Origin of the sequence: Pseudomonas sp. WHRI 8519 (genome assembly GCF_040224055.2) — a bacterium.
In the GTDB taxonomy this organism is placed as follows: Bacteria; Pseudomonadota; Gammaproteobacteria; order Pseudomonadales; family Pseudomonadaceae; genus Aquipseudomonas; species Aquipseudomonas putida_X.
Window position 1 is genome coordinate 84874 of the sequence record NZ_CP167996.1, and the last position, 23654, is coordinate 108527.

Consider the following 23654-nt stretch of genomic DNA (forward strand, 5'->3'; position numbering starts at 1 on the left):
GCCACGCCGGTCCACCTGCGTGGCTTGTTGCTTTTAGCGCGCCAGAAGGCGCTTGCAGGAGAGGCTCGACGATGAGTGCACTGGTTGGCGTGATCATGGGCTCCAAGTCCGATTGGTCCACCCTTAGCCACACCGCCGATATGCTGGAAAAACTCGGCATTCCCTACGAAGTGAAGGTGGTCTCCGCCCACCGCACCCCGGATCTGCTGTTCCAGTACGCCGAAGAGGCCGAAGGGCGTGGCATCGAGGTGATCATCGCTGGCGCGGGTGGCGCAGCGCACCTGCCAGGCATGTGCGCCGCCAAGACCCACCTGCCGGTGCTGGGTGTGCCGGTACAGTCGTCGATGCTGTCGGGTGTCGACTCGCTGCTGTCGATCGTCCAGATGCCTGCCGGTGTACCCGTTGCCACCCTGGCCATCGGCCGTGCCGGTGCGGTCAACGCCGCGCTGCTGTCGGCGAGCATCCTCGGCGCCAAATACCCGCACTATCACGCGGCGCTCAAGCAGTTCCGCACCGAGCAGACCGACACTGTGCTGGACAATCCAGACCCACGTCAGGCTTGAGGCTGAACCCATGAAGATCGGTGTTATCGGTGGCGGCCAGCTGGGCCGCATGCTGGCTCTGGCGGGCACCCCGCTGGGCATGAACTTCGCCTTCCTCGACCCGGCGCCGGACGCCTGCGCTGCGGCTCTTGGCGAGCATCTGCGTGCCGACTACGGCGACCAGGACCACCTGCGCCAGCTGGCGGACGAAGTCGACCTGGTGACCTTCGAGTTCGAAAGTGTCCCGGCCGAGACCGTCGCCTTCCTCTCGCAGTTCGTGCCGGTGTACCCGAGCGCCGAAGCGCTGCGCATTGCCCGCGACCGCCTGTTCGAAAAGAGCATGTTCCGCGACTTGGGCATTCCCACCCCGGCCTTCGCCGATATTCTTTCCCAGGCCGACCTTGATGCAGCGGTGGCCAGCATCGGCCTGCCGGCCGTGCTCAAGACCCGGACCCTGGGCTACGACGGCAAGGGCCAGAAGGTTCTGCGCACCCCTGAGGATGTGCTAGGTACCTTTGCCGAGCTGGGCAGCGTGCCGTGCCTGCTGGAAGGCTTCGTGCCGTTCACTGGCGAAGTGTCCCTGGTGGCCGTGCGAGCACGCGATGGCGAAACCCGCTTCTACCCGTTGGTGCATAACACCCACGAGAGCGGCATCCTGCGCCTGTCCGTAGCAAGCCAGGCACACCCGCTGCAGGCGCTGGCCGAAGACTACGTCGGCCGTGTGCTCAAGCAGCTGGACTATGTGGGTGTGATGGCCTTCGAGTTCTTCGAAGTCGACGGTGGCCTCAAGGCCAACGAGATCGCCCCGCGTGTGCACAACTCCGGGCACTGGACCATCGAAGGGGCCGAGTGCAGCCAGTTCGAAAACCACCTGCGCGCCGTCGCCGGCCTGCCGCTGGGTTCGACTGCCAAGGTAGGCGAGAGCGCCATGCTCAACTTCATCGGTGAGGTGCCGGCAGTGGACAAGGTCATCGCCATCGATGACTGCCACCTGCATCACTATGGCAAGGCCTTCAAGGCCGGGCGCAAGGTCGGCCACGCCACCCTGCGTTGCCAGGATATGGCCACCCTCGAGCGCAAGATTGCCGAGGTAGAGGCCTTGATCAGCAACTGACAGGGCATCTGATCGAACTTCTGCAAGCGGTTCGCCCTCTGAAATGGCAACAAGCCAAAGCGCTGTCTAGGCTTTGGCTTGCTCCATCTTCACTGCAGAGGGATTGCCATGGGCATCATTGGAACTATCTTCATCGGCCTGATCGTTGGCCTGCTGGCGCGCTTCATCAAGCCCGGCGACGACAGTATGGGCTGGATCATGACCATCCTGCTGGGTATTGCCGGCTCCTTGATCGCCACCTATGGCGGCCAGGCCCTGGGGATTTATCAGGCTGGCCAGGCAGCGGGCTTCTTCGGCGCGCTGGTCGGTGCCGTCATCCTTCTGGTTATCTTCGGCTTCATCAAGAAGCGCTGAATACTGGTTAGAATGCTCGGCAATTCATCCGATTTGCCGAGCATATTCATGCGTGCCTTTTTTCTCATCCCCATGCTTCTGGCCAGCGCCCTGGCCCATGCCGAGCTGCCTGAAACCGACTGGCTCGAACTGATGCCCAGGTCGGACCAGAAAGCCCTCGAGCAAATGCCAGAGATTGACCATAACTCGCCGGAGGCGATGGGTACCTTCACCGACAAGGGCGGCCTCAAGCAAAGCAAGGGCCTGCCAGCGGTAATGTATTCGACCAAGACCGTGGCCGCGATGAACGGCAAGGAAATTCGTCTCGGCGGTTACCCGGTGCCGCTTGAAAGCGATGCCAAGGGTAATAACACGCTGTTCTTCCTGGTGCCTTACCCGGGCGCCTGCATCCATGTACCGCCGCCGCCGCCCAACCAGCTGGTGCTGGTGCGCTATCCGAAGGGTTTGAAGATCGATGACATCTACACGCCGTTGTGGGTGAGCGGGACGTTGAAGGTTGAAAAGGTCAGCAACGACATGGCTGATGCGGCGTATGCGCTGGACGCCGCGAAGGTGAGGGTGGTGCAGGACGCTGACCTGTGAAGGGGCTGCTTCGCAGCCCATCGTGAAACAAGGCCGCTCAGGTGTGGGCGGCCTGCGTAGCAGGGGGCTTGTGTCGCGAAAGGACCGCAAAGCGGTCCCAGCAGTGGAATCAAAGCCCTTCGCTGCCAATCGCCACGTGCAGGGAATGAACGGCCCCAGGCTTCAACTCCACCACATCGTCCCAGACATTCGCCGTCTCGATGCACAGCATTCGCTGCCAGCCATCATCGGCCATGTCAGGCAATTCCTGGGCCCTGTCGGTCCAAGGGTTCCAGATCACCGCTGAACGTGAACCACGGCTGTTCAGGGTAATGCGCCGATTCCAGTGCGGATCGACAATGCTCAGTTGCCCAGGCGTATTCAGGTAGATGCGATCGGTCTCACCGGCAAACGTCAGCGCACCCTGTTGCTGGCGCTGCTCCCAGTCAGCCAGGGTCTCGATGTAGTCCAGCCCTTCGACACCCTCGACCCGCGCCTCACGCACATCGCTGACGGCAAAGTAGCTGTGCAGGGCCTGGCTGATGGTGACTGAGCTGTTGCCCCTGTTACGGCTGGTCAGGGTCAGCTCAAGCGCATCACCCATGACGATCAGCAGTTTCAGCTCGACGTCATGCGGCCAGTGCGGCAGATCGCCCTGGGCTTCTGGCAGTTCGAATTCGATGCGCAGCGCGCTGGCCGCTTCTTCGATGCCCAACAGTTTCCAGTCACGCGTGCGGGCCAGGCCATGGGCCGGCGCCTGCGTGCCATGGAACATGCCTTGAACAGCTTCGGGGTTGCGCTGCAGGTTGCCGAACCACGGCCAGCACACCGGCACACCTGCGCGCACCGACTTGCCCTGGCGGAATATGGCCTGGTCACTCAGCCACAGCAGCGGCGGCTCGCCAACGTGCTGGTAGCTGAGGATCTGCGCACCCTGTTGGGCGATCAGTAGTTCGGCACGGTCGCTGGTGATACGCCAGCAATTGAGTTCGCCGTGTTGCTCGTTTACGACCTGGTAGGTAGCCATTGCGCTTGTCTCATTGATTGCCTGTGGGCCTTCGACCCGCTGCCTTGCAATGAGTTTACCGCTCGCGTGGCTTAGCGACGAGGCACTGAACGGGTGCGGCCGCTGCCATCGATGGCGACGAAGACGAACACCGCTTCCGTGACTTTGCGCCATTCGCTCGACAGCGGGTCGTCGCTCCACACTTCGACCATCATCTGGATCGAGCTGCGGCCGATTTCCAGCGTCTGGGTATAGAACGACAGTTGTGCGCCCACGGCCACTGGCACCAGGAAGGCCATACGGTCAATGGCGACCGTTGCCACCCGGCCACCCGCGACGCGGCTCGCCATGGCAGTGCCTGCCAGGTCCATCTGGGCGACCAGCCAGCCGCCAAAGATATCGCCAAAACCGTTGGTTTCGCGGGGCAACGCAGTGATTTGCAGGGCCAGGTCGCCTTGCGGGATAGGATCTTCTTGTTCGAGCTCAATCATGCGGTGGGGCCTCTGACCCGTGACGCTTTCGTTGGTGTGGCGCAAAGGCCGAGTAAACGATTCAGCTTGAAACATACTACGCCGATTTCGTTTCGCTGGACGGCCGTAGGGAAACTCTGCGAAACCGCCTGACATAAAGACCGGCGTTTTCGCACAACATCCCATCGTGGCGGCAACGTTTTCCTACGAACGGGCAGTATATATAGCCAAACGCTCAGCGACGACCGTGCAGTCATGAATATCTGTATGGATTTTGTATCGCTTTCAGCAGGCCCCGGCAATTTGCTATCTTCGCCTGTCACCGCCAGAAGCCGCGTGCCAAGCGGCCTGCATGCCCTACAAGAGATGAACAAGCAATGACCTCCGTGCCCAGCAGTATCGAGCAGCCCTCGCGGCCGCTGACCCGCAGTGACTACAAGACTCTCTCACTGTCCGCGCTAGGCGGAGCCCTTGAGTTCTACGACTTCATCATTTTCGTGTTTTTCGCCACTGTGGTCGGCAAGCTGTTCTTCCCGGCCGACATGCCCGAGTGGCTGCGCCTGATGCAGACCTTCGGCATTTTCGCCGCCGGCTACCTGGCCAGGCCCCTGGGCGGCATCATCATGGCCCACTTCGGCGACCTGCTTGGGCGCAAGAAGATGTTCACCCTGAGCATCTTCATGATGGCCCTGCCCACGCTGATCATGGGCCTGCTGCCCACCTATGCCCAGATTGGCCTGTGGGCACCGATCCTGCTGCTGCTGATGCGCGTGATCCAGGGGGCAGCGATCGGGGGTGAGGTGCCTGGCGCTTGGGTGTTCGTGTCCGAGCATGTGCCTGCGCGCAACACCGGCTATGCCTGCGGCACCCTGACCGCCGGCCTGACCGCTGGCATTCTGCTTGGCTCGCTGGTGGCAACGCTGATCAACACGGTCTACAGCGTTGAAGAAGTCGCCGACTACGCCTGGCGTATCCCTTTCCTGCTAGGCGGCGTGTTCGGCCTGTTCTCGGTGTACCTGCGCCGCTGGCTGCATGAAACCCCGGTATTCGCTGAGATGCAGCAACGCAAGGCACTGGCCGAAGAGCTGCCCCTGCGCGCGGTGCTGCGTGATCACCGTGGCCCGATCATCCTGTCGATGCTGCTGACCTGGATGCTTTCTGCCGGCATCGTAGTGGTCATCCTGATGACACCGGCGCTGTTGCAGAGCATCTACCACATCAGCCCCACCGACTCGCTCAAGGCCAACAGCCTGGCGATCGTGCTGCTCAGCCTTGGCTGCATTGGCTCCGGCAGCCTGGCCGACCGCTTTGGTGCAGGCCGCGTGTTCGTCATTGGCAGCCTGCTGCTGCTGGTGACGTCCTGGACCTTCTACCACAGCCTGCCGACCCACCCGCAGCTGCTGTTCCCCCTGTATGCCATCACCGGCCTGTGCGTGGGGGTGATCGGCGCGGTGCCCTATGTGATGGTCAAGGCGTTCCCGGCGGCGGTGCGCTTCAGTGGCCTCTCGTTCTCCTACAACGTGGCCTACGCCATCTTTGGCGGCTTGACGCCGATGGTGGTGACCGCGCTGCTCAAGGTGAGCCCAATGGCGCCTGCCTATTATGTAGCGGGTCTGTGTGCAGTTGGTCTGATCGTGGGCATTTACCTGGTCGCTAACAGGCGCTGATCGGCTGGCCCTCACCGGCTTTATCGTCGGCAAGGTGACGCCCACATGTACAGCACAGTTTCAGTAAGGGTGCTGTACATGTGGGCGTCACAGCCTTATTCAAAATCTAAAAGCTTTACCCAGCCCGCACATGCAGGCCTCAGTGGCGCTTGCCCTTGCCAGGGCGTTCAGCGCGCCCTGTAAATAGGCCTCTTGTATATTGCTCCCTTCAAATTATGCGGGATGTTTCCTATCGGCAAAAATTTAAGCCAAGGCGTCTTTGTACCATTCTGCAAATTGGAAACTTCTGCCCGTAGAGAGAATTTTCTCATGTATCGACGGCATCTAAATGCCGGCGGAAAAGTAAAAATGTATTCCGAAATTAGTTGAAATAAACAGTTTAACGTAGAGAGATATGTAGTGCAGTTTCCCGACATCAAATGGGCAACTTGAGCCGTGCAGATAAGGAGACTCTGTATGGCTCAAAACACACTCAACGATAATTCAACGGGTGATGTTGTCATCACTCCCGGCTCGTGCCGAGGCATTGGCGCTTGCGCATCACCAGCGGGTTGGTACGTACAGCCAGGCACATGAAGGTCGACGTGCGCAGCTTGATGCTCACTTCGCAAAACAGTCGAAAGGCCTGGCACAGGCGCTTCAGGATGAGCTCGTGTGGCCTTGGCGTTCGACGCCGCGATTGTGGAAGGCCAGCCCCCGCGCACCTGGACGCCACTGGTGGCACCTGGATCGGAGTTACTGGGACCGACGCCTTTGCCCGAGGCTCCGTTACTGCCGGGCATTCTTCCGGGGGGCGTCGACTGATCCAGTGGGGCCAAGTCTTGAAATACTTCCAGGCGAGAATCCTGGAGAGACAGGGGCCATAATTCCTGGGTTCGGTCGAGAGGACGATCTACCAGCGCCGGGCCTGGTTAATAACGAGCCAGCAGAAGAGACTGAAACTGGAGCGTATGGTGATTTGGAGCGCAGAAGTATAAGAGACGATATGGATGTTGATCATATACCTGCTCAAGGCGCGATAAAACTTTGGCTTGAGAATAATGTTCCGTATTTGTCACCCTATCAAGTCAGAGCGCTTACCAGGCGAGCCCCTGCTGTCGTTATACCTACACATGTGCATAGGCGGTACAGTGAGACATAGGGTGGACGGAACACCAAAGCGAAGCAAAAGCTAGACGCTGCTGACCTGTTTGAGGCTGTGCGTAGCAACGTCGAGGCGCTAAGGCCAGGTCTTCCGACTGAGCGAGTTGAAGGAATCAAGGCGGAGCTTACTTATTTGCTTAAAAAATTTATTGAAATGGTGTGATCATGACAAGAATTGTAGAAGTCGAGCATTGGTTGAAGTCCCTAGGTGAAACTCATGCCACGTTGCTTGGTCTTGGACTTGATCCAGATCTCCCTTTCATAAAACTCTATTCTGGTGCAACAGAGCTGTACCTTGAGCCAGCGCCTGGGGTTAGCTATAGACTTGATACGGAAACTAAAGTATTGCAAGCGGTGATTGTGACAATTATCAGGCGCGTTGAGCGTGAGCCAGAGTTTAAGGATCTTCTTTCGCAACCCTATGGTTGTCGGGATAAGGATGCTGTTCGGGCGACATGGGGAAATCCCATTAGTTCACGAGGTCCTATGGCGATGCCGCAACCCATAGGCAAAACGGGTGGATGGGATATTTATGAGCTTTCCTCCCAGGGGTTTGCGAATGTCGAATTAACATATAATTATGCTACGGATTTTCAAGTTTCCGGGGTTGTCTTGAGGGCTAAGGAAGATGAAGCTTGAGAAACGATTGCAAGACTACGATGAGCATTCGTTCTTATTGCTCGTCAAAAATATCTGGGATGTCGAAGGCAAGAGGTCTGAACATAACTCATTCATCGCCCATTTCGATCAGATAATCGGCCACCCCGCCGGCAGCGACCTCCTGTTCTACTCAACCGCTGACGAAACCGGCAGCATCAACTCCCCTGACCACATTGTTGCAACGATAAAATCCTGGCATCAGCAAAAAGGCCGCGCAGCCTTCAAAGGCCAGACCTTGCAACCACCACCGGTTCGCCAAACGCTGACCCCCGCGCAGCGAGCCAGCCAGTCTTCCACCCGCAACCTGGAAAAAGTGCGCAAACTGGTAGCTGAGATCCAGGCAGCCGAGCAGCAGGGCAAACTGAAGCTGACCGCGTTGGAACAGCAATTGGCTCGCAGCCCAGGCGTCGGCACGCCTGCGCAGCAACTGGCTGCCAGCCTCGCCGCGCTGCGTGCCCTGGAACTGGCCCAGCATCAAGCCAAGGCCGCCGTCGACCAGCTCAAGCGCTTGCAGATGTCAGTCAAGTTTGCACTCGACGGCGCAAAGCGCGACGCCACCAGCCCGTTTCTAAACGCTGCAATCCAGGCCGTCGTGCTGCGTGAAATCACCGCAGGTAGCCAGCGTCATGCCGCGGCCTCGGCTACGGCCCAGGCGCGTCATCCCGCCTTATACGGCCGTGGCGTGAAGCTGATCGAAAGCCTGGAAGCACGTATCGCCCAGTTGGCCAAGGCCACGGCGACCAGCCCGGGCCATGGGCCTTTGACGTTAAAGACCGCGGCCCATGCAGCAAGCCTGCATCCTGCATTGCTGACAGCGCAAGGCTTGAGCCGTGAAGTAGCCCAACAGCAGCATCATCTGATCAAGACCTTTCGTTACGCTGTAGCGGAACTGGATTGGCAGGCAACGTCGCTGCAGGGCGATCACCCCGGTACGTATGCGGATGTTGTCGAGTTCGTGTTAAGTACCCCCAGCGACGATCCGCGCTTTGCCGTAACGGTGCCGCTGGTTGAAATGCTCGACAGCGAGCGGATGGACTGGGCAGCTTTAGGGTAGCCCCTACTTTCCTGCAACATCTTGCAAAGGCCATCCCCGATAACCGGTGATGGCCTTTCATCCAATTGTCATATTGAAGTCATATCGTCTTCATGCGGCCTGCAGATACTTGGGCCCGATCCATCCAACACCCCAAATATTCCTGCTAGGAGCAAGGCATGAAACTGAAGCGTTTGATGGCGGCCCTCACCTTTGCCGCCGCTGGCGTTGCAACCGCCAACGCGGTAGCCGCCGTCGACCCTGCGATCCCGACCTACACCAAGACCACCGGTGTTTCGGGCAACCTCTCCAGCGTCGGTTCCGACACCCTCGCGAACCTCATGACCCTGTGGGCCGAGGCCTACAAGAAGGAATATCCGAACGTCAACATCCAGATCCAGGCTGCCGGCTCCTCCACCGCGCCACCCGCGCTGACCGAAGGCACCGCCAACCTTGGCCCGATGAGCCGCAAGATGAAGGACGTCGAGCTGCAGGCCTTCGAGCAGAAGTACGGCTACAAGCCGACCGCCATTCCGGTCGCTGTCGACGCCCTGGCCGTATTCGTACACAAGGACAACCCGATCAAGGGCCTGACCATGGCTCAGGTCGACGCGATCTTCTCTTCCACTCGCCTGTGCGGTGCCAAGGCCGACGTCAAGACCTGGGGCGACCTGGGCGTGACTGGCGACCTGGCCAACAAGCCAGTGCAGCTGTTCGGTCGTAACTCGGTATCGGGTACCTACGGCTACTTCAAGGAAGAGGCCCTGTGCAAAGGTGACTTCAAGCCTAACGTCAACGAACAGCCAGGCTCGGCGTCGGTCGTGCAGTCGATCAGCTCCTCGTTGAACGGCATCGGTTACTCGGGCATCGGCTACAAGACTGCCAGCGTCAAGACCGTGGCCCTGGCCAAGAAAGAAGGCGGCGAGTTCATCGAAGACAACGAGGCCAATGCCCTGAACGGCACCTACCCGCTGTCGCGCTTCCTGTACGTCTACGTCAACAAGGCCCCCAACAAGCCTCTGGCCCCGCTGGAAGCTGAGTTCGTCAAACTGGTGCTGTCGCAGGCCGGGCAGCAGGTCGTGGTGAAGGACGGCTACATTCCGTTGCCATCGAAAGTGGTCGACAAGACCCTCGCTGACCTGGGCCTGTCCCACGCCGGTAACGTTGCAAAAAAGTAAGTAACTGAGGAAAAGGCCGGCAATTGAGCCGGCCTTTTCCACGAATTCTCGGTCCGAAGCCAGGGCTCCTGAGCGGCGGGCTTTTTTGCGTCAACGCACTGTCATGTTTTTGTCATACGGGACCGCTAGGGTGTGCGCATGAATGATCTGGCCAACTCCACCATGACCCAAAAATCCCCTCCCGAGCGGATTGATTTCAATACGCCCGAGTTGCAACGCAAGCGCCGCATGCGCGCGCTCAAGGACCGCCTGACCCGCTGGTATGTACTGGTAGGCGGGCTTGCTGTGCTGGCAGCCATCACGCTGATCTTCTTCTATCTGGCCTATGTGGTGCTGCCGCTGTTCCAGGGCGCCGAGCTGACCAGCAAGAAGGCCCTGGAGCCGACCTGGCTGCAGCAGGATGCCGGCAAGCCGCTGATGATCGCGCTCGAAGAGCAGAACCTGGTCGGCATGCGTGTTTCGGACAAGGGGCAGGCACTGTTCTTCGATACCAAGACCGGTAACGAGCTCAACCGCGTCGACCTGCCGCTGCCGGCAGGCACCCAGGTCAGCTCGATCAGCACCGACCAGCCGGGTAGCCCACTGGTGGTGCTGGGCTTGTCCAATGGGCAGGCGCTGGTGTTCCACCACACCTACAAGATCACCTACCCAGACAACAAAAAGACCATTACCCCCGGCATCGACTATCCGTATGGCCAAGAGCCGTACGTGCTGGATGACCAGGGCCGCGCGCTGGAGCACGTCAGCGTCAACGTCAACGGCGACACCCTGATGCTTGCCGGTTCCACTGGCGCGCACCTGCAGGTGATCGAGCTGACGCGCACCGAAAACCTGATGACCGAAGAGGTCACCACCGAGCAGAACCGCATCGAGCTGCCGCAAATGACCGAGGCGGTGAAGAACATCTTCATCGACCCGCGCCAGCAGTGGCTGTACGTGATCAACGGCCGAGCCACCGCAGATGTCTTCAGCCTGCGCGACAAGAGCCTCAATGGCCGCTACAAGCTGTCTGAAAGCGCCGACACCGAGATTACCGCTACTGCGCAACTGGTCGGCGGCATTTCGCTGATCATCGGTGACTCCAAAGGCGGCCTGGCGCAATGGTTCATGGCCCGTGACGCGGATGGCGAATCGCGCTTCAAGCAGATCCGTACCTTCCAGATGGGCAAGGCGCCGATCGTCCAGATCGATGCCGAAGAGCGCCGCAAGGGCTTCGTCGCCCTGGACGCCGAGGGCAAGCTGGGCGTCTTCCACAGCACCGCGCACCGCACCCTGCTGATCGAGCCTGCTGCCGAAGGCCCGGGCATTCTGGCCCTGTCACCGCGTGCCAACCGTATCTTCATCGAAGAGGGCGGCAAGCTGCTGCCACTGAGCCTGAAGAACCCGCACCCGGAAATTTCCTTCAGCGCGCTGTGGGGCAAGGTCTGGTACGAAAACTACGACGAGCCCAAGTACGTCTGGCAGTCGACGGCGTCGAACACCGACTTCGAGCCTAAGCTGAGCCTGTCGCCGCTGACCTTCGGTACCCTCAAGGCCGCGTTCTACGCGATGATCCTGGCGGCTCCGCTGGCCATCGCCGCAGCTATCTACACTGCTTACTTCATGGCCCCGGGTATGCGCCGCAAGGTCAAGCCGGTGATCGAACTGATGGAGGCGATGCCGACGGTGATCCTCGGCTTCTTCGCTGGCCTGTTCCTCGCGCCGTACCTGGAAGGGCACCTGCCAGGTGTGTTCAGCCTGTTCCTGCTGATGCCGTTCGGCATTCTGCTGGCAGGTTTCACCTGGAGCCGCCTGCCTGAGTCGGTTCGCCTGCGCGTTCCGGATGGTTGGGAGGCCGCGATCCTGATCCCGGTGATCCTGTTCACCGGCTGGTTCGCCCTGACCATGAGCCCGTACCTGGAAACCTGGTTCTTCGGCGGCGACATGCGCCTGTGGATAACCAATGATCTGGGTATCACCTATGACCAGCGCAACGCCTTGGTAGTCGGTATCGCCATGGGCTTTGCGGTCATCCCGAACATCTACTCGATCGCCGAAGACGCCGTGTTCAGCGTGCCGCGCAGCCTGACCCTGGGCTCCCTGGCCCTGGGTGCGACGCCGTGGCAGACCTTGACTCGCGTGGTCATCCTCACTGCCAGCCCGGGTATCTTCTCGGCGCTGATGATCGGCATGGGCCGAGCGGTGGGCGAGACCATGATCGTGCTCATGGCCACCGGCAACACCCCGGTGATGGAGATGAACCTGTTCGAAGGCATGCGTACCTTGGCCGCCAACGTGGCGGTGGAGATGCCCGAATCCGAAGTCGGTGGCAGCCATTACCGTGTGCTGTTCCTCGCCGCTCTCGTGCTGCTGATGTTCACCTTCATCATGAACACCTTGGCCGAGCTGATTCGCCAGCGTCTGCGCAAGAAATACTCGTCGCTTTGATAGAAAGGTAGAGATCCGTGAAAAAGGATTCCCTCAAAGGCTGGTTCAAGAGCGGCGCCCCAGGCGTCTGGATCAGCGGTGGCGCGGTTGCCATGGCGGTCATCATGACCGTCGGCCTGCTGGCCGTGATCGCCGTACGCGGCCTGGGCCACTTCTGGCCCGCCGACCTGGTCCAGGCCACCTACAAGGTGCCGGGCCAGGGTGACCACGTCATCGTCGGTGAAGTGGTTCAGAAAGAAGAAGTACCTCGCGCCCGCCTCAAGGGTGCCGGCTTGCCGGTGCCTGACGAAGGTCCCGAGTTCATGACCCGCGAGCTGATCAAGGTGGGTAACCGTGACCTCAACGGCAGTGACTTCACCTGGGTGGTCGGTGAATGGTTGGTCGACGAGCAGCGTCCGGTCGACCTGATCGCCCTGGAGCGCCGCGAATGGGGCAACTTCTACGGCTATCTGGTGAGCGTCAAGGAACAAGGCCGCGTGGTCGCCGAAGGCGCTGGCGCCTGGAATGAGCTGCAGGCACGTCTCAAACGCGCCAACCAGCTCAACAGCGAGCTGCAGCAGCTTGAGAAAAAAGACATCGGTGCCATCAACCATGGCTTGGAGCGGCTGCGCCTGCAAGGCCGCAAGCTGGAGCTGGAAGGCAAGCTGGACGCTACCGCCCAGGCCGACATGGATGCCGAACGTGCCGAGTTGAACAGCCGCTACAAGGCCATCGAAGACCGCCTCAGCAGCCTGCATCAGGCCTTCGCCCGCGACAGCCTGGTCGCTCGCGACGGCAACGGCCGGGAAGTGGAGATCAACCTGAGCAAGGTGGTGCACGCCATCCAGCCCAACGCCATGTCCGGCTTTACCAAGATGGGCACTTATTTCGCCAAGGTCTGGGAGTTCCTCAGCGACGATCCTCGTGAAGCCAACACCGAAGGCGGTATCTTCCCGGCCATTTTCGGTACCGTCATGATGACCCTGATCATGGCCGTGATCGTCACCCCGTTCGGCGTGCTGGCGGCGGTCTACCTGCGCGAATACGCCAAGCAAGGCCCGGTGACGCGCCTGATCCGCATCGCCGTGAACAACCTGGCGGGCGTTCCGGCCATCGTCTACGGCGTGTTCGGCCTGGGCTTCTTCGTCTACGTGCTGGGTGGTTCGATCGACCGTCTGTTCTTCCCCGAATCGCTGCCGGCACCGACCCTGGGCACGCCAGGCCTGCTGTGGGCATCGCTGACCCTGGCGCTGCTGGCCGTGCCGGTGGTGATCGTGGCTACCGAGGAAGGCCTGGCGCGTATTCCACGCACCGTGCGTGAAGGCTCGCTGGCGCTTGGTGCGACCAAGGCCGAGACCTTGTGGAAAATCGTGCTGCCAATGGCCAGCCCGGCAATGATGACCGGCATGATCCTCGCCGTGGCCCGAGCCGCGGGTGAAGTCGCGCCGCTGATGTTGGTGGGTGTGGTCAAGCTGGCGCCGTCGTTGCCGCTGGACGGCAACTATCCGTACCTGCACCTGGACCAGAAGATCATGCACCTGGGCTTCCACATCTACGACGTCGGCTTCCAGAGCCCCAACGTCGAGGCGGCGCGGCCGCTGGTGTACGCCACTGCGCTGCTGCTGGTGATGGTGATCGCCACCCTCAACCTCTCGGCGGTGTGGATCCGTAACCACCTGCGCGAGAAGTACAAGGCCCTCGACCACTGATTGAAGCTTTAAGCCACAAGCGGCAAGCCCCAAGAGGATTGCCGCTCTGCCCTAACTTGCAGCTTGCAGCTCAACGCATGCAGCTACAAACGGAGTGAGACCATGCAGCAAGAATCCCACACCCACGGCATCGACATGGCTGCCCTGGGCCGCGACAAGCAGAGCCTGCGCCTGGCCGAAGAGACCGTGGCCATCGAAGTACCCGGTTTGAGCCTGTACTACGGCGACAAGCAGGCGTTGTTCGACGTCAGCATGAACATCCCCAAGCAACGCGTGACGGCTTTCATCGGCCCTTCGGGCTGCGGCAAGTCGACCCTGCTGCGCACCTTCAACCGCATGAACGACCTGGTTGACGGTTGCCGTGTCGAAGGCGCCATCAACCTGTACGGCAACAACATCTACCGCAAGGGCGAGGACGTGGCCGAGCTGCGCCGTCGTGTGGGCATGGTGTTCCAGAAGCCAAACCCGTTCCCCAAGACCATCTACGAGAACGTGGTGTATGGCCTGCGTATCCAGGGCATCAACAAGAAGCGTGTGCTGGACGAGGCGGTCGAGTGGGCGCTCAAGGGCGCTGCACTGTGGGATGAGGTGAAAGACCGTTTGCACGACTCGGCGCTGGGCTTGTCCGGCGGCCAGCAGCAGCGTCTGGTGATCGCCCGTACCATCGCCGTCGAGCCTGAAGTACTGCTGCTCGATGAGCCTTGCTCGGCACTGGACCCGATCTCGACGCTGAAGGTCGAAGAGCTGATCTACGAACTGAAATCCAAGTACACCATCGTTATCGTGACCCACAACATGCAACAGGCGGCCCGTGTTTCGGACTACACCGCGTTCATGTACATGGGCAAACTGGTCGAATTCGGTGATACCGACACCCTGTTCACCAACCCGGCGAAGAAGCAGACCGAAGACTACATCACCGGTCGCTACGGCTAACGGTGCCTTGAGCGGCGAGCTGCGAGCTGCGAGCTTCAAGCTGCAAGCTTCAAGCTTCAAGCTTCAAGCAGAAGCAAAAGCAGTTAGCGCGGGGCCAGGAACGATACGAACTACTTGAAGCTTGCAGCTTGCAGCTTGCAGCTGCCGCAGCTTCCCGGAGCGAAACGATGATCAACAAAGAAAGCCTGACGCATCACATTTCCCAGCAGTTCAACGCCGAACTCGAAGAGGTGCGCAGCCACCTCCTGGCCATGGGCGGGCTGGTCGAGAAACAGGTCAATGACGCGGTTACCGCGCTGATCGAGGCCGACTCCGGCCTTGCCCAGCAGGTGCGTGAAGTCGACGAGCAGATCAACCAGATGGAACGCAACATCGACGAGGAATGCGTGCGCATCCTCGCCCGTCGCCAGCCCGCGGCCTCTGACCTGCGCCTGATCATCAGCATTTCCAAGTCGGTGATCGACCTGGAGCGCATTGGCGACGAATCGACCAAGATCGCCCGCCGCGCCATCCAGTTGTGCGAAGAAGGCGAGTCGCCGCGTGGCTACGTCGAAGTGCGCCACATTGGCGACCAGGTACGCAACATGGTGCGCGACGCACTGGATGCCTTCGCCCGCTTCGATGCCGACCTGGCCCTGTCGGTGGCCCAGTACGACAAGACCATCGACCGCGAGTACAAGACCGCCCTGCGTGAACTGGTGACCTACATGATGGAAGACCCGCGCTCGATCTCGCGGGTATTGAGCGTCATCTGGGCCCTGCGTTCGCTGGAGCGCATCGGCGACCACGCGCGCAACATCTCGGAACTGGTGATCTACCTGGTGCGCGGTACCGATGTACGCCACATGGGCCTCAAGCGCATGAAAGCCGAAGTTCAGGGAACGGCGGGTGATGAGGCCGAAATCGCTAATGTTCCGGCTCAACCTGACGATAAATAAGATTGCTCCCGAGCATCGACGCCCGGCTTTCGCCGGGCGTTTTCGTTTGCGCTTGAGCAGTCAGCAGGCACCCGCGAACGATGCAAAGAAGTCCCGGCGTGATCCAGGTGTTGGCAAATGGCCACCAATCGGCGGTAGGCTAGTCGGGATTCAAGAGGAGTATCGATGAGTAAAGTCAATGTGCTGGTCGTGGATGACGCCCCGTTCATCCGCGATCTGGTGAGGAAGTGCCTGCGTAATGCCTTCCCGGGCATGGTCATCGAAGATGCGGTGAACGGCCGCAAGGCCATGGCCATGCTGGCCAAGGAAACCTTCGACCTGGTGCTGTGCGACTGGGAAATGCCCGAGATGTCCGGCCTTGAGCTGCTGACCTGGTGCCGCCAGCAGCCAGAGATGAAGAGCCTGCAGTTCATCATGGTGACCAGCCGCGGCGACAAGGAAAACGTCATCCAGGCCATCCAGGCGGGCGTCTCCGATTTTGTCGGTAAGCCGTTCACCAACGAACAGCTGCTGACCAAAGTGAAGAAGGCCCTGACCAAGATCGGCAAGCTTGAAGGCTTGGTAGCCGGTGGTCAGGCGCGGGTGAATTCGGCGTTCGCCAACGATTCGTTGAGCGCGCTGACCGGGGGCAAACCTGAAGCGATCAAGGCCACGCCTGCTGCCGCTGCTGCCGCTGCGCCGGCCAAGCCATTGATCAATGCACCGAAACCGCAGACGGCTGCTGCGGCCGCCGCGCAGACCGGGCGTGGTCAAGGCCAGCTGCGCCTTTCCAGTGGTACTCAGCCTTGTGTGATCAAGGCGTTGAGCCTCAAAGAGGCGCTGCTGGTGGTGCGTCGCAGTGCCGTGCTGCCACAGGTGCTCGAAGGCGCTGTGCTGGACCTGGAGCAGGGCGAGAGCGCTGAAGTCGCTCGCCTGAACGGTTACCTGCATGCCATCGCAGCATTGGAGCCGAAACCTGAGAGCGACTGGCTGCAACTGACCTTCAAGTTCGTCGACCAGGATGCGCAGAAGCTCGACTACCTGTCGCGGCTGATTGCCCGCGGCACCGCGCAGAAGCACTTCACTCCCGGCGCCTAGTGCCTCGTACAACGCCCTGGGCCGCTGTGCGGCCCTTTCGCGGCGCATGGCCGTCACTACAGAACTGCGGCGGTCATCCGACCAACTGTCATACCGCTCCCAGATCCGACTGCTAGGCTTCGACAGACGGTAACTGTCAAAAAGCCACTATCATGCCTGCTGCCCGCTTGCTGCTGCTCTGTACCTTGCTCACGGCCTCGGCGTCGAGCCTGGGCATGACCATCTACAAGACCACCGACAATTACGGCGTGGCGTCCTACTCCGAGCGGCCCAGCCCAGGTGCCAAAGCGCTGGAGCTGGGCGAGCCGATGTTCGAGCAGGTGGAGGGTCGGGTACGCCTGCAAACCGAGCCATTCCCCGGCGGCGTACGCTTCCTGGTGCGTAATGAGCTGTATGTGCCCATGCAGGTTGAATTGCGTATCGATCAGTTGGCTAACGCCTTCGGCGGTAACGGTCCGCGGATCGTGCGGGCCGTAGTCGGGCCACGCTCGACCAAGGTGCTCAGTTCTGTATTGGCGGCACCCGGCGGGGCGCTGAGGTACGCCAGCAAATTCCTGTACGCCATGGGTGACCCCGGCCAGCGCACGCAGGCTTACCGCTACCCGTTCCCGTGGAAAGGCGGCCCTTTCCGCCTGACTCAAGGCCCCAATGGGCGCTTCAGCCATTACGGCCCCAAGGGCCGTTTTGCCATGGACATCGCTATGCCGGAGGGCACCCCGATCATCGCGGCCAGGGGTGGGATGGTAGTGAAGATCGAGAACCGCCAGAGCGGGCGGGGGCCCAACCCCTCGGGCAATTTCGTGCGTATTCTTCACCCGGACGGCACGATGGGAGTGTATCTGCACCTGATGCGCGGTTCAGTGGTAGTGGCTGAGGGGCAGCAGGTGGCGTTGGGGCAGGCATTGGCCAAGTCGGGCAATACCGGCAACAGCACGGGCCCGCACCTGCATTTCGTGGTACAGCGCAACGTCGGCTTGGCGCTGGAGTCGATCCCTTTTCAGTTCGACCGGCCGATTGGCGGTTTGCCGAACTTTACTGCAGGCAACCCCTAATAGTGTCGGGGCCGCAAAGCGGCCCCGACAGCTCAATCGAGCTTGATCACCTTGGCCAGCACGATCTTGGGCCCTTTCATCTTCTTGATGATGATGCGCAGGCCTTCGACTTCCAGCACTTCCTCTTCCTCAGGCACACGCTTGAGCGTTTCATAGACAAGCCCGGCCAGGGTTTCCGCTTCGATGTGGTCAAGGTCGATACCCAGCAGACGCTCCACCTTGAACAGCGGCGTGTCGCCACGCACCAGCAGCTTGCCTGGCTGGTAGGCCAGGATGCCGCGCTCGGTCTTGCGGTGTTCGTCCTGAATGTCGCCCACCAGCACTTCCAGCACGTCCTCCATGGTCAGGTAACCGATCACCTTGCCATCGGCTTCCTCGACCAGCACGAAGTGCGCGCCACCCTTGCGGAACTGCTCCAGCAGCTGAGACAACGGCATGTGCCGCGATACACGCTCCAGCGGGCGCGCCAAGTCTTCGAGGTCCACGGTTTCGGGCAGGTGCTCGAGTTCGGCCAGTTCCAGCAGCAGGTCCTTGATGTGCAAAAGCCCGGTGAACTCCTCACGCTCGGCATCGTACAGTGGATAACGGCTGAACTTGTGGCGGCGCACCAGGGCCAGGATTTCCTTGAGTGGCGCATGGGCGTCGATGCTGATCATGTCTTCGCGCGAGTTGGCCCAGTCGACCACTTCCAGCTCGCCCATCTCCACGGCCGAGGCCAGCACACGCATGCCTTGGTCGCTCGGGTCCTGGCCACGGCTGGAGTGCAGGATCAGCTTGAGTTCTTCACGGCTGTAATGGTGCTCGTGGTGCGGGCCAGGCTCGCCCTGGCCGGCAAAGCGCAGGATGGTGTTGGCACTGGCGTTGAGCAGGTAGATGGCCGGGTACATCAACCAGTAGAACAGGTAAAGCGGTACCGCAGTCCACAGCGACAGCAGTTCGGGCTTGCGGATCGCCCAGGATTTGGGCGCAAGCTCACCGACCACGATGTGCAGGTACGAAATGACGAAGAAGGCGACGAAGAACGAAACACCCTTGATCAACTCGGGCGTGTCCACGCCCAGGTAGGCCAGCAACGGTTCGAGCAGGTGGGCGAATGCCGGCTCACCGACCCAGCCAAGGCCCAGGGAGGCGAGGGTGATACCCAGCTGGCAGGCCGATAGGTAGGCGTCGAGCTGGTTGTGTACCTTGCGCAGGATGCTGCCACGCCAGCCGTGCTGCTCGGCAATGGATTCGACACGGGTGGAGCGCAGCTTGACCATGGCGAACTCGGCGGCTACGAAGAAGCCGTTGAGCAGCACCAGGAACAGGGCGAAGAGAATCATGCCGAAATCGGCGAATAACGAGGTGAGGCTGATACCAGGGGAAGGGTCCATGATGGATTTTTTACGGGGTCCGTCTTTGGGAAAGGTTAGAAAAAAAGTGCCAGCTTTTGCTGGCACAGGGGGCTCAATGTAGCGGCTGGGGCAGCAAAAGCAAAGTGGCCCTTGGAATCACGCGTGAGCGTCAGCCAGCTGTGCGGGGGCGAAGTGGCAGGTGAAGGTGCTGCCATGGCCCGGTACGCTGCTGATCTCAAGGCGCCCGCGATGGCGCATGAGCACATGCTTGACGATCGCCAGCCCCAGGCCCGTACCTCCTGTGGTGGAGGCGCGGCTGGAGTCGACGCGATAAAAACGTTCGGTCAGGCGCGGCAGGTGCTTGGCGTCTATTCCGACACCCGAGTCCTGCACTGTCAGGTGAGCGCCCTCGGCGTCGGCCCACCAGCGGATACGAATCTTGCCTTCGTCCTGGGTGTACTTCACCGCGTTGAACACCAGGTTGGAGAAAGCGCTGCGCAACTCCGACTCGCTGCCTTTGAGGCGCAGGCCCGGCGTGGCCTCCAGGGTAATGTGCTGGTTGCGCGGCCCGGACAGCGCCTGGGCGTCGCTCATGATCGCACCGAGCAGTGCGTCGACTGCCACCGGCTGGTTGTCCGATGGGTAATCGGTGGCTTCCAGCTTGGCCAGCAGCAGCAGGTCGTTGAGCAGGGCCTGCATGCGCGAGCCTTGCTGGCTCATCTGCTGCAGTGCCCGGTTCCAGCGCGGGTTCACGTCTTCGACGTTATCCAGCAGGGTTTCCAGGTACCCGGCAATCACCGTCAGGGGGGTACGCAACTCGTGCGATACGTTGGCCACGAAATCTTTGCGCATCTGTTCGAGTTGATGGATGCGGGTCACGTCGCGCACCAGCATCAGGTGCTCATTGTTGCCGTAGCGTGTGAGGTGCAGCTGCACGCGCATGCGGTCATTGATGGGGGAGGGAATTTCCAGCGGTTCGGCGAAGTTATGCGACTCGAAGTATTCCTTGAAGCGTGGGTGGCGTACGAGGTTGGTGACCGGTTGGCCGCCATCTTGCGGGGTCTTGAAGCCCAGCAGGGTTTCTGCGGCGCGGTTCCACCATTCCAGGTTGCCGTCGCTGTCGAGCATGATCACCGCGTCGCGCAGGGCGGCCGTTGACTCCTGCACCCGGTCGATCACTGCCTGCAAGCGGCCGCGTACGCGCTGGTCGCGGCGTTGCAGGTGATAGATGCTGTCGAACACTTCGCCCCACAGGCCGTAGCCGTCGGGGGGCGCTTCGTCGGGCTGATGGTTGCGCAGCCAGTCGTGCAGGCGCAGCAACTGTTTGAGGGTCCAGCCCAGGTAAAGGCCCAGGCCGATGGCCAGGCTCCAGCCGTAATAACCGCTGACCAGGCCGCCTATCAGGCAGACAGTGATCAGCAGCAGCAGGTGGCGAATGAGGGTTGCGTGCCAGTTCTGGTTCAATTGACAGATCCTTCGGATCCAGCTGCAAGCTGCAAGCTACAAGCTGCAAGAAGAAGCGGATCGGTGATGCTGATAGTCCTTTTCTAGCCTGGAAGCTGCTCGTTTTTGCTTGCAGCTTGCAGCTTGCAGCTAGCTCTTGGTCGAGAAGCGGTAGCCAGTGCCCCGGACGGTTTGTACCAGATTTTCGTAGGCTTCACCCAGTGCCTTGCGCAGGCGGCGGATGTGCACATCCACGGTGCGTTCCTCGACATAGACGTTGCCGCCCCAGACCTGGTCGAGCAACTGGCCTCGGGTGTAGGCGCGTTCCTGGTGGGTCATGAAGAACTGCAGCAGGCGGTATTCGGTGGGGCCCATCTCGGCCGGCTTGCCGTCGATGGTCACGCGGTGGCTGATCGGGTCCAGCAGCAGGCCGCCGACTTCGATAGGGGCCTCGCTGTCGCTCGGGCCGGCACGACGCAGCACGGCTTTCAGGCGTGCTACCAGCTCGCGAGGCGAAAAAGGTTTGGTGATGTAGTCGTCGGCGCCGACTTCCAGGCCCTGGATCTTGTTGTCCTCTTCGCCTTTGGCGGTGAGCATGATGATCGGAATATCGCCGGTGAGTTCATCGCGCTTGAGGCGGCGCGCCAACTCGATGCCGGAAGTGCCCGGGAGCATCCAGTCGAGCAGGATCAGGTCCGGTTTACGGTCGACGATGATTGCGTGGGCCTGTTGCGAGTTCTCGGCTTCCAGGCAGTCATAGCCGGCCATTTCCAATGCAACGGCGATCATCTCGCGAATGGGCGCTTCGTCGTCGACGATCAGAATGTTTCTGCCAACCATGCTTTGAACCTCTCCTGGAATTTCGGGGCTGGCCCGCATTAGATAACGGAATTATTGCAGCTGTGTGACAGGGCGTTGGCCATTCTGGCGACTTCGCATGACTGGACTAGGCTTGCAGAGGCCGCTGCGGCGGCTGTGCGAACTCATTCCACCCCCCGAATACAAGGTGATTCCAATGACACGACACACGCTGAGCTGGATGGCCCTCTGCGCTGCGCTGGCACTGCCCGGAGTAGCGTCGGCCCACCATGCCATGGAAAAGGACGGCATGTGGGTCGATCACGCGGGCATGACGCTGTACACCTTCGACAAGGATGCTGGCGGCAAGTCGATGTGCAATGGCGAGTGCGCTAGCAACTGGCCGCCGCTGCTGGTCAAGGCCGACGACGAGCCTGCCAAGGGCAAGTGGTCGGTGGTGATGCGCGACGATGGCAAGAAGCAGTGGGCGTATGACGGCAAGCCCCTGTATACCTTCGTCAAGGACAAGAAGGCTGGAGACATGACCGGTGATGGTTTGAAAGACGTCTGGCACGTCGCCAAGCCTTGAGACCGCCAGGGCCGCGTTGCGGCCCAATCGTCGGCAAGCCGGCTCGCACAGGGTGGCTTGCCGGGGTTGTGGTCAGCGCAGGGCGTAATCGAGCACCACACCCATGAACACCAGCAGCCCCGCCCAGTGGTTGTGCAGAAACGCCTTGAAGCACGACTCCCTGTCCAGCTTGCGCGTCGACCAGTATTCCCAGGCAAAGCACAGTGCGGCCCCCAGCAGCCCGAGGTGGAACCAGCCACCCAGTTCGAAGCGGCTCCCCGCCAGTAACAGGCAGCCCAGCGACAGCATCTGCAGGGTCAGAATGATCACCCGGTCGGATTCGCCGAACAGGATCGCGGTCGATTTCACCCCGATTTTCAGGTCATCGTCCCGGTCGACCATGGCGTAGTAGGTATCGTAGCCCACCGTCCACAGCAGGTTGGCGATGTACAGCAGCCAGGCGCTGGCCGGCAACTCGCCGCCGGCGGCGGTGAAGGCCATGGGGATGCCCCAGGAATACGCGGCCCCCAGCACCACCTGCGGGTAATAGGTGTAGCGCTTCATGAACGGGTAACAGGACGCCAACGCCACTGCACCGAATGACAGCCACACGGTCCTGCTGTTGGTGCAAAGCACCAGCAGGAAGCTCACTGCCACCAGGATCGCAAACAGCGCCAGGGCTTCGCGTGGCGTGACCCGGCCACTGGCCAGTGGCCTGTCGGCGGTACGTTTGACGTGGCCATCGACCTTGCGGTCAGCGAAGTCATTGATGCAGCAGCCAGCGGCACGCATCAGTACGACGCCCAGGCCGAAGATAAGCACGTTGGCCAAGGTTGGCGAACCAAGCCCTGCGATCCACACCGCCGTCAGGGTAGGCCACAGCAGCAGGTAGATGCCGATCGGCCGGTCCATGCGGCTGAGCTGGATGAAGTCCCACGCGCGCGGGTGCACGCGGTTGAGCGACTTGAGCAGTTGCAGGTACATCAGCGGTTTTCCTCCTTGGCTGCTTGCCACAGTGCCGGCAGGAATACTTCGGCCACCAGCAGGTCGAGGCCGTCGCGTTCAAAGCGCGAACGTCGTCCCCACAGGCCGTCATGGGCAACCTCGGCGGGCAGCCAGGCCTGTGGATAACTTCTCACTTCGATAGGATGGCGGATGAACGCCTGGTCGCAGAACAGCAATTCCCCCAGCGACCGGCTGCCGAGGGTTTCCAGGTCCAGGCCGCCGCGCTCTAGCGCCTGGCGGCTGGCCACGCTGCGGGCGAACACCCAAGGCAGGCCATGGCCGCGCAGGTACACCTCGCGTACCCAGCCTTCGGCGCCTGGGGCGATGCCCAGTGCCAGGCACTCGTCATCGCGCAGTGGCTGCCAGCCTTCGAACAGGGGGGTAACGCTGAATTGGCCGCCGGACAGGCGGGTCAGGCGGCGAGTCAGAGAACCTTCATCGAACAGCCAGTCGTGGGTGTGCTGGTCGATATTGGTCGCCAGCTGTGAATACGCCAGCCACGCGACAGCGGCTGCTTGCGGGGATTCGTACGACACGTCGGTATGCTTGATTACAGCCAGAGAGGCGGCGAGCTTAGCATGATTGCCCCAACTGCTTGCATAATGCCCGCGTAAGGGCCCTGAGCCCGAATGACAAAGCCTGAGCCTGCAGCGAGGAACG

At 61.0% G+C, this 23654-nt stretch carries 22 protein-coding genes; 15 read left to right on the plus strand and 7 right to left on the minus strand.

What is annotated here, in order from left to right; genetic code table 11:
* Positions 1–71: 71 nt before the first annotated feature.
* From purE to ABRP30_RS00420, 4 genes are all read left to right on the plus strand, one after another.
* Positions 72–563 carry a 5-(carboxyamino)imidazole ribonucleotide mutase gene (gene purE, locus ABRP30_RS00405; RefSeq protein WP_125924414.1) on the plus strand — a complete coding sequence of 164 codons (492 nt, stop codon included), beginning with the start codon at positions 72–74 and terminating at the stop codon, positions 561–563.
* Positions 564–573: 10 nt separating this feature from the next.
* Positions 574–1656 (plus strand): 5-(carboxyamino)imidazole ribonucleotide synthase, encoded by a 1083-nt coding sequence (locus ABRP30_RS00410; protein ID WP_241806712.1) that lies wholly within the window; start codon positions 574–576, stop codon positions 1654–1656.
* A 108-nt stretch (positions 1657–1764) separates the two neighbouring features.
* Positions 1765–2010 (plus strand): GlsB/YeaQ/YmgE family stress response membrane protein, encoded by a 246-nt coding sequence (locus ABRP30_RS00415; protein ID WP_241806713.1) that lies wholly within the window; start codon positions 1765–1767, stop codon positions 2008–2010.
* A 12-nt stretch (positions 2011–2022) separates the two neighbouring features.
* Positions 2023–2592: a DUF3299 domain-containing protein gene (locus tag ABRP30_RS00420; RefSeq protein WP_349975581.1), complete on the plus strand. Its 570-nt coding sequence runs from the start codon at positions 2023–2025 to the stop codon at positions 2590–2592.
* Positions 2593–2701: 109 nt separating this feature from the next.
* Here the strand turns inward: ABRP30_RS00420 and ABRP30_RS00425 are convergent, their stop codons facing one another.
* The gene (locus tag ABRP30_RS00425; RefSeq protein ID WP_267819999.1) at positions 2702–3598 is read right to left on the minus strand and encodes a D-hexose-6-phosphate mutarotase; all 897 of its coding nucleotides are present in this window, start codon (positions 3596–3598) and stop codon (positions 2702–2704) included.
* 71 nt (positions 3599–3669) lie between these two features.
* Positions 3670–4068 carry an acyl-CoA thioesterase gene (locus tag ABRP30_RS00430; protein WP_003253317.1) on the minus strand — a complete coding sequence of 133 codons (399 nt, stop codon included), beginning with the start codon at positions 4066–4068 and terminating at the stop codon, positions 3670–3672.
* A gap of 356 nt (positions 4069–4424) precedes the next feature.
* Here ABRP30_RS00430 and ABRP30_RS00435 point away from each other — a divergent pair, with 356 nt between their 5' ends.
* The 10 genes from ABRP30_RS00435 to ABRP30_RS00480 all read left to right on the plus strand — a co-directional run bounded on the left by ABRP30_RS00435 (position 4425) and on the right by ABRP30_RS00480 (position 17846).
* Positions 4425–5714: an MFS transporter gene (locus ABRP30_RS00435; protein WP_241806716.1), complete on the plus strand. Its 1290-nt coding sequence runs from the start codon at positions 4425–4427 to the stop codon at positions 5712–5714.
* Positions 5715–7022: 1308 nt separating this feature from the next.
* On the plus strand, positions 7023–7496 hold the full coding sequence (locus ABRP30_RS00440; RefSeq protein WP_267820002.1) for a hypothetical protein: 474 nt from the start codon (positions 7023–7025) through the stop codon (positions 7494–7496).
* Positions 7486–8571 (plus strand): bacteriocin immunity protein, encoded by a 1086-nt coding sequence (locus ABRP30_RS00445; RefSeq protein ID WP_349975582.1) that lies wholly within the window; start codon positions 7486–7488, stop codon positions 8569–8571. Before ABRP30_RS00440 ends, ABRP30_RS00445 begins: the two co-directional genes overlap by 11 nt.
* A gap of 158 nt (positions 8572–8729) precedes the next feature.
* On the plus strand, positions 8730–9728 hold the full coding sequence (locus ABRP30_RS00450) for a phosphate ABC transporter substrate-binding protein PstS (protein ID WP_241806719.1): 999 nt from the start codon (positions 8730–8732) through the stop codon (positions 9726–9728).
* A 138-nt stretch (positions 9729–9866) separates the two neighbouring features.
* Positions 9867–12155, plus strand: coding sequence for an ABC transporter permease subunit (locus ABRP30_RS00455; protein ID WP_267820006.1), 2289 nt, complete (start codon positions 9867–9869; stop codon positions 12153–12155).
* Positions 12156–12172: 17 nt separating this feature from the next.
* Positions 12173–13843: a phosphate ABC transporter permease PstA gene (pstA, locus tag ABRP30_RS00460; RefSeq protein WP_267820008.1), complete on the plus strand. Its 1671-nt coding sequence runs from the start codon at positions 12173–12175 to the stop codon at positions 13841–13843.
* Between the two features lie 102 nt (positions 13844–13945).
* The gene (gene pstB / locus ABRP30_RS00465; RefSeq protein WP_241806722.1) at positions 13946–14779 is read left to right on the plus strand and encodes a phosphate ABC transporter ATP-binding protein PstB; all 834 of its coding nucleotides are present in this window, start codon (positions 13946–13948) and stop codon (positions 14777–14779) included.
* Positions 14780–14946: 167 nt separating this feature from the next.
* Positions 14947–15717 carry a phosphate signaling complex protein PhoU gene (gene phoU / locus ABRP30_RS00470; protein WP_267820010.1) on the plus strand — a complete coding sequence of 257 codons (771 nt, stop codon included), beginning with the start codon at positions 14947–14949 and terminating at the stop codon, positions 15715–15717.
* A 165-nt stretch (positions 15718–15882) separates the two neighbouring features.
* The gene (locus ABRP30_RS00475; RefSeq protein ID WP_349975583.1) at positions 15883–16794 is read left to right on the plus strand and encodes a response regulator; all 912 of its coding nucleotides are present in this window, start codon (positions 15883–15885) and stop codon (positions 16792–16794) included.
* Between the two features lie 152 nt (positions 16795–16946).
* Positions 16947–17846, plus strand: coding sequence for a M23 family metallopeptidase (locus tag ABRP30_RS00480; protein WP_349975584.1), 900 nt, complete (start codon positions 16947–16949; stop codon positions 17844–17846).
* Between the two features lie 32 nt (positions 17847–17878).
* Here ABRP30_RS00480 and ABRP30_RS00485 read toward each other — a convergent pair whose 3' ends face one another.
* The 3 genes from ABRP30_RS00485 to phoB all read right to left on the minus strand — a co-directional run bounded on the left by ABRP30_RS00485 (position 17879) and on the right by phoB (position 21463).
* Positions 17879–19219: a hemolysin family protein gene (locus tag ABRP30_RS00485; protein WP_241806728.1), complete on the minus strand. Its 1341-nt coding sequence runs from the start codon at positions 19217–19219 to the stop codon at positions 17879–17881.
* A 117-nt stretch (positions 19220–19336) separates the two neighbouring features.
* Positions 19337–20644, minus strand: coding sequence for a phosphate regulon sensor histidine kinase PhoR (phoR, locus tag ABRP30_RS00490; protein ID WP_267820016.1), 1308 nt, complete (start codon positions 20642–20644; stop codon positions 19337–19339).
* 129 nt (positions 20645–20773) lie between these two features.
* Positions 20774–21463, minus strand: coding sequence for a phosphate regulon transcriptional regulator PhoB (phoB, locus tag ABRP30_RS00495; protein ID WP_012312105.1), 690 nt, complete (start codon positions 21461–21463; stop codon positions 20774–20776).
* 175 nt (positions 21464–21638) lie between these two features.
* Between phoB and ABRP30_RS00500 the strand changes: the two genes are divergently transcribed.
* Complete coding sequence (locus tag ABRP30_RS00500) at positions 21639–22010, plus strand: hypothetical protein (RefSeq protein WP_241806729.1); 372 nt, start codon at positions 21639–21641, stop codon at positions 22008–22010.
* 72 nt (positions 22011–22082) lie between these two features.
* Here the strand turns inward: ABRP30_RS00500 and ubiA are convergent, their stop codons facing one another.
* The gene (gene ubiA, locus ABRP30_RS00505) at positions 22083–22973 is read right to left on the minus strand and encodes a 4-hydroxybenzoate octaprenyltransferase (RefSeq protein WP_241806730.1); all 891 of its coding nucleotides are present in this window, start codon (positions 22971–22973) and stop codon (positions 22083–22085) included.
* The gene (locus tag ABRP30_RS00510) at positions 22973–23530 is read right to left on the minus strand and encodes a chorismate lyase (RefSeq protein WP_349975585.1); all 558 of its coding nucleotides are present in this window, start codon (positions 23528–23530) and stop codon (positions 22973–22975) included. Before ABRP30_RS00510 ends, ubiA begins: the two co-directional genes overlap by 1 nt.
* Between the last annotated feature and the right edge of the window lie 124 nt (positions 23531–23654).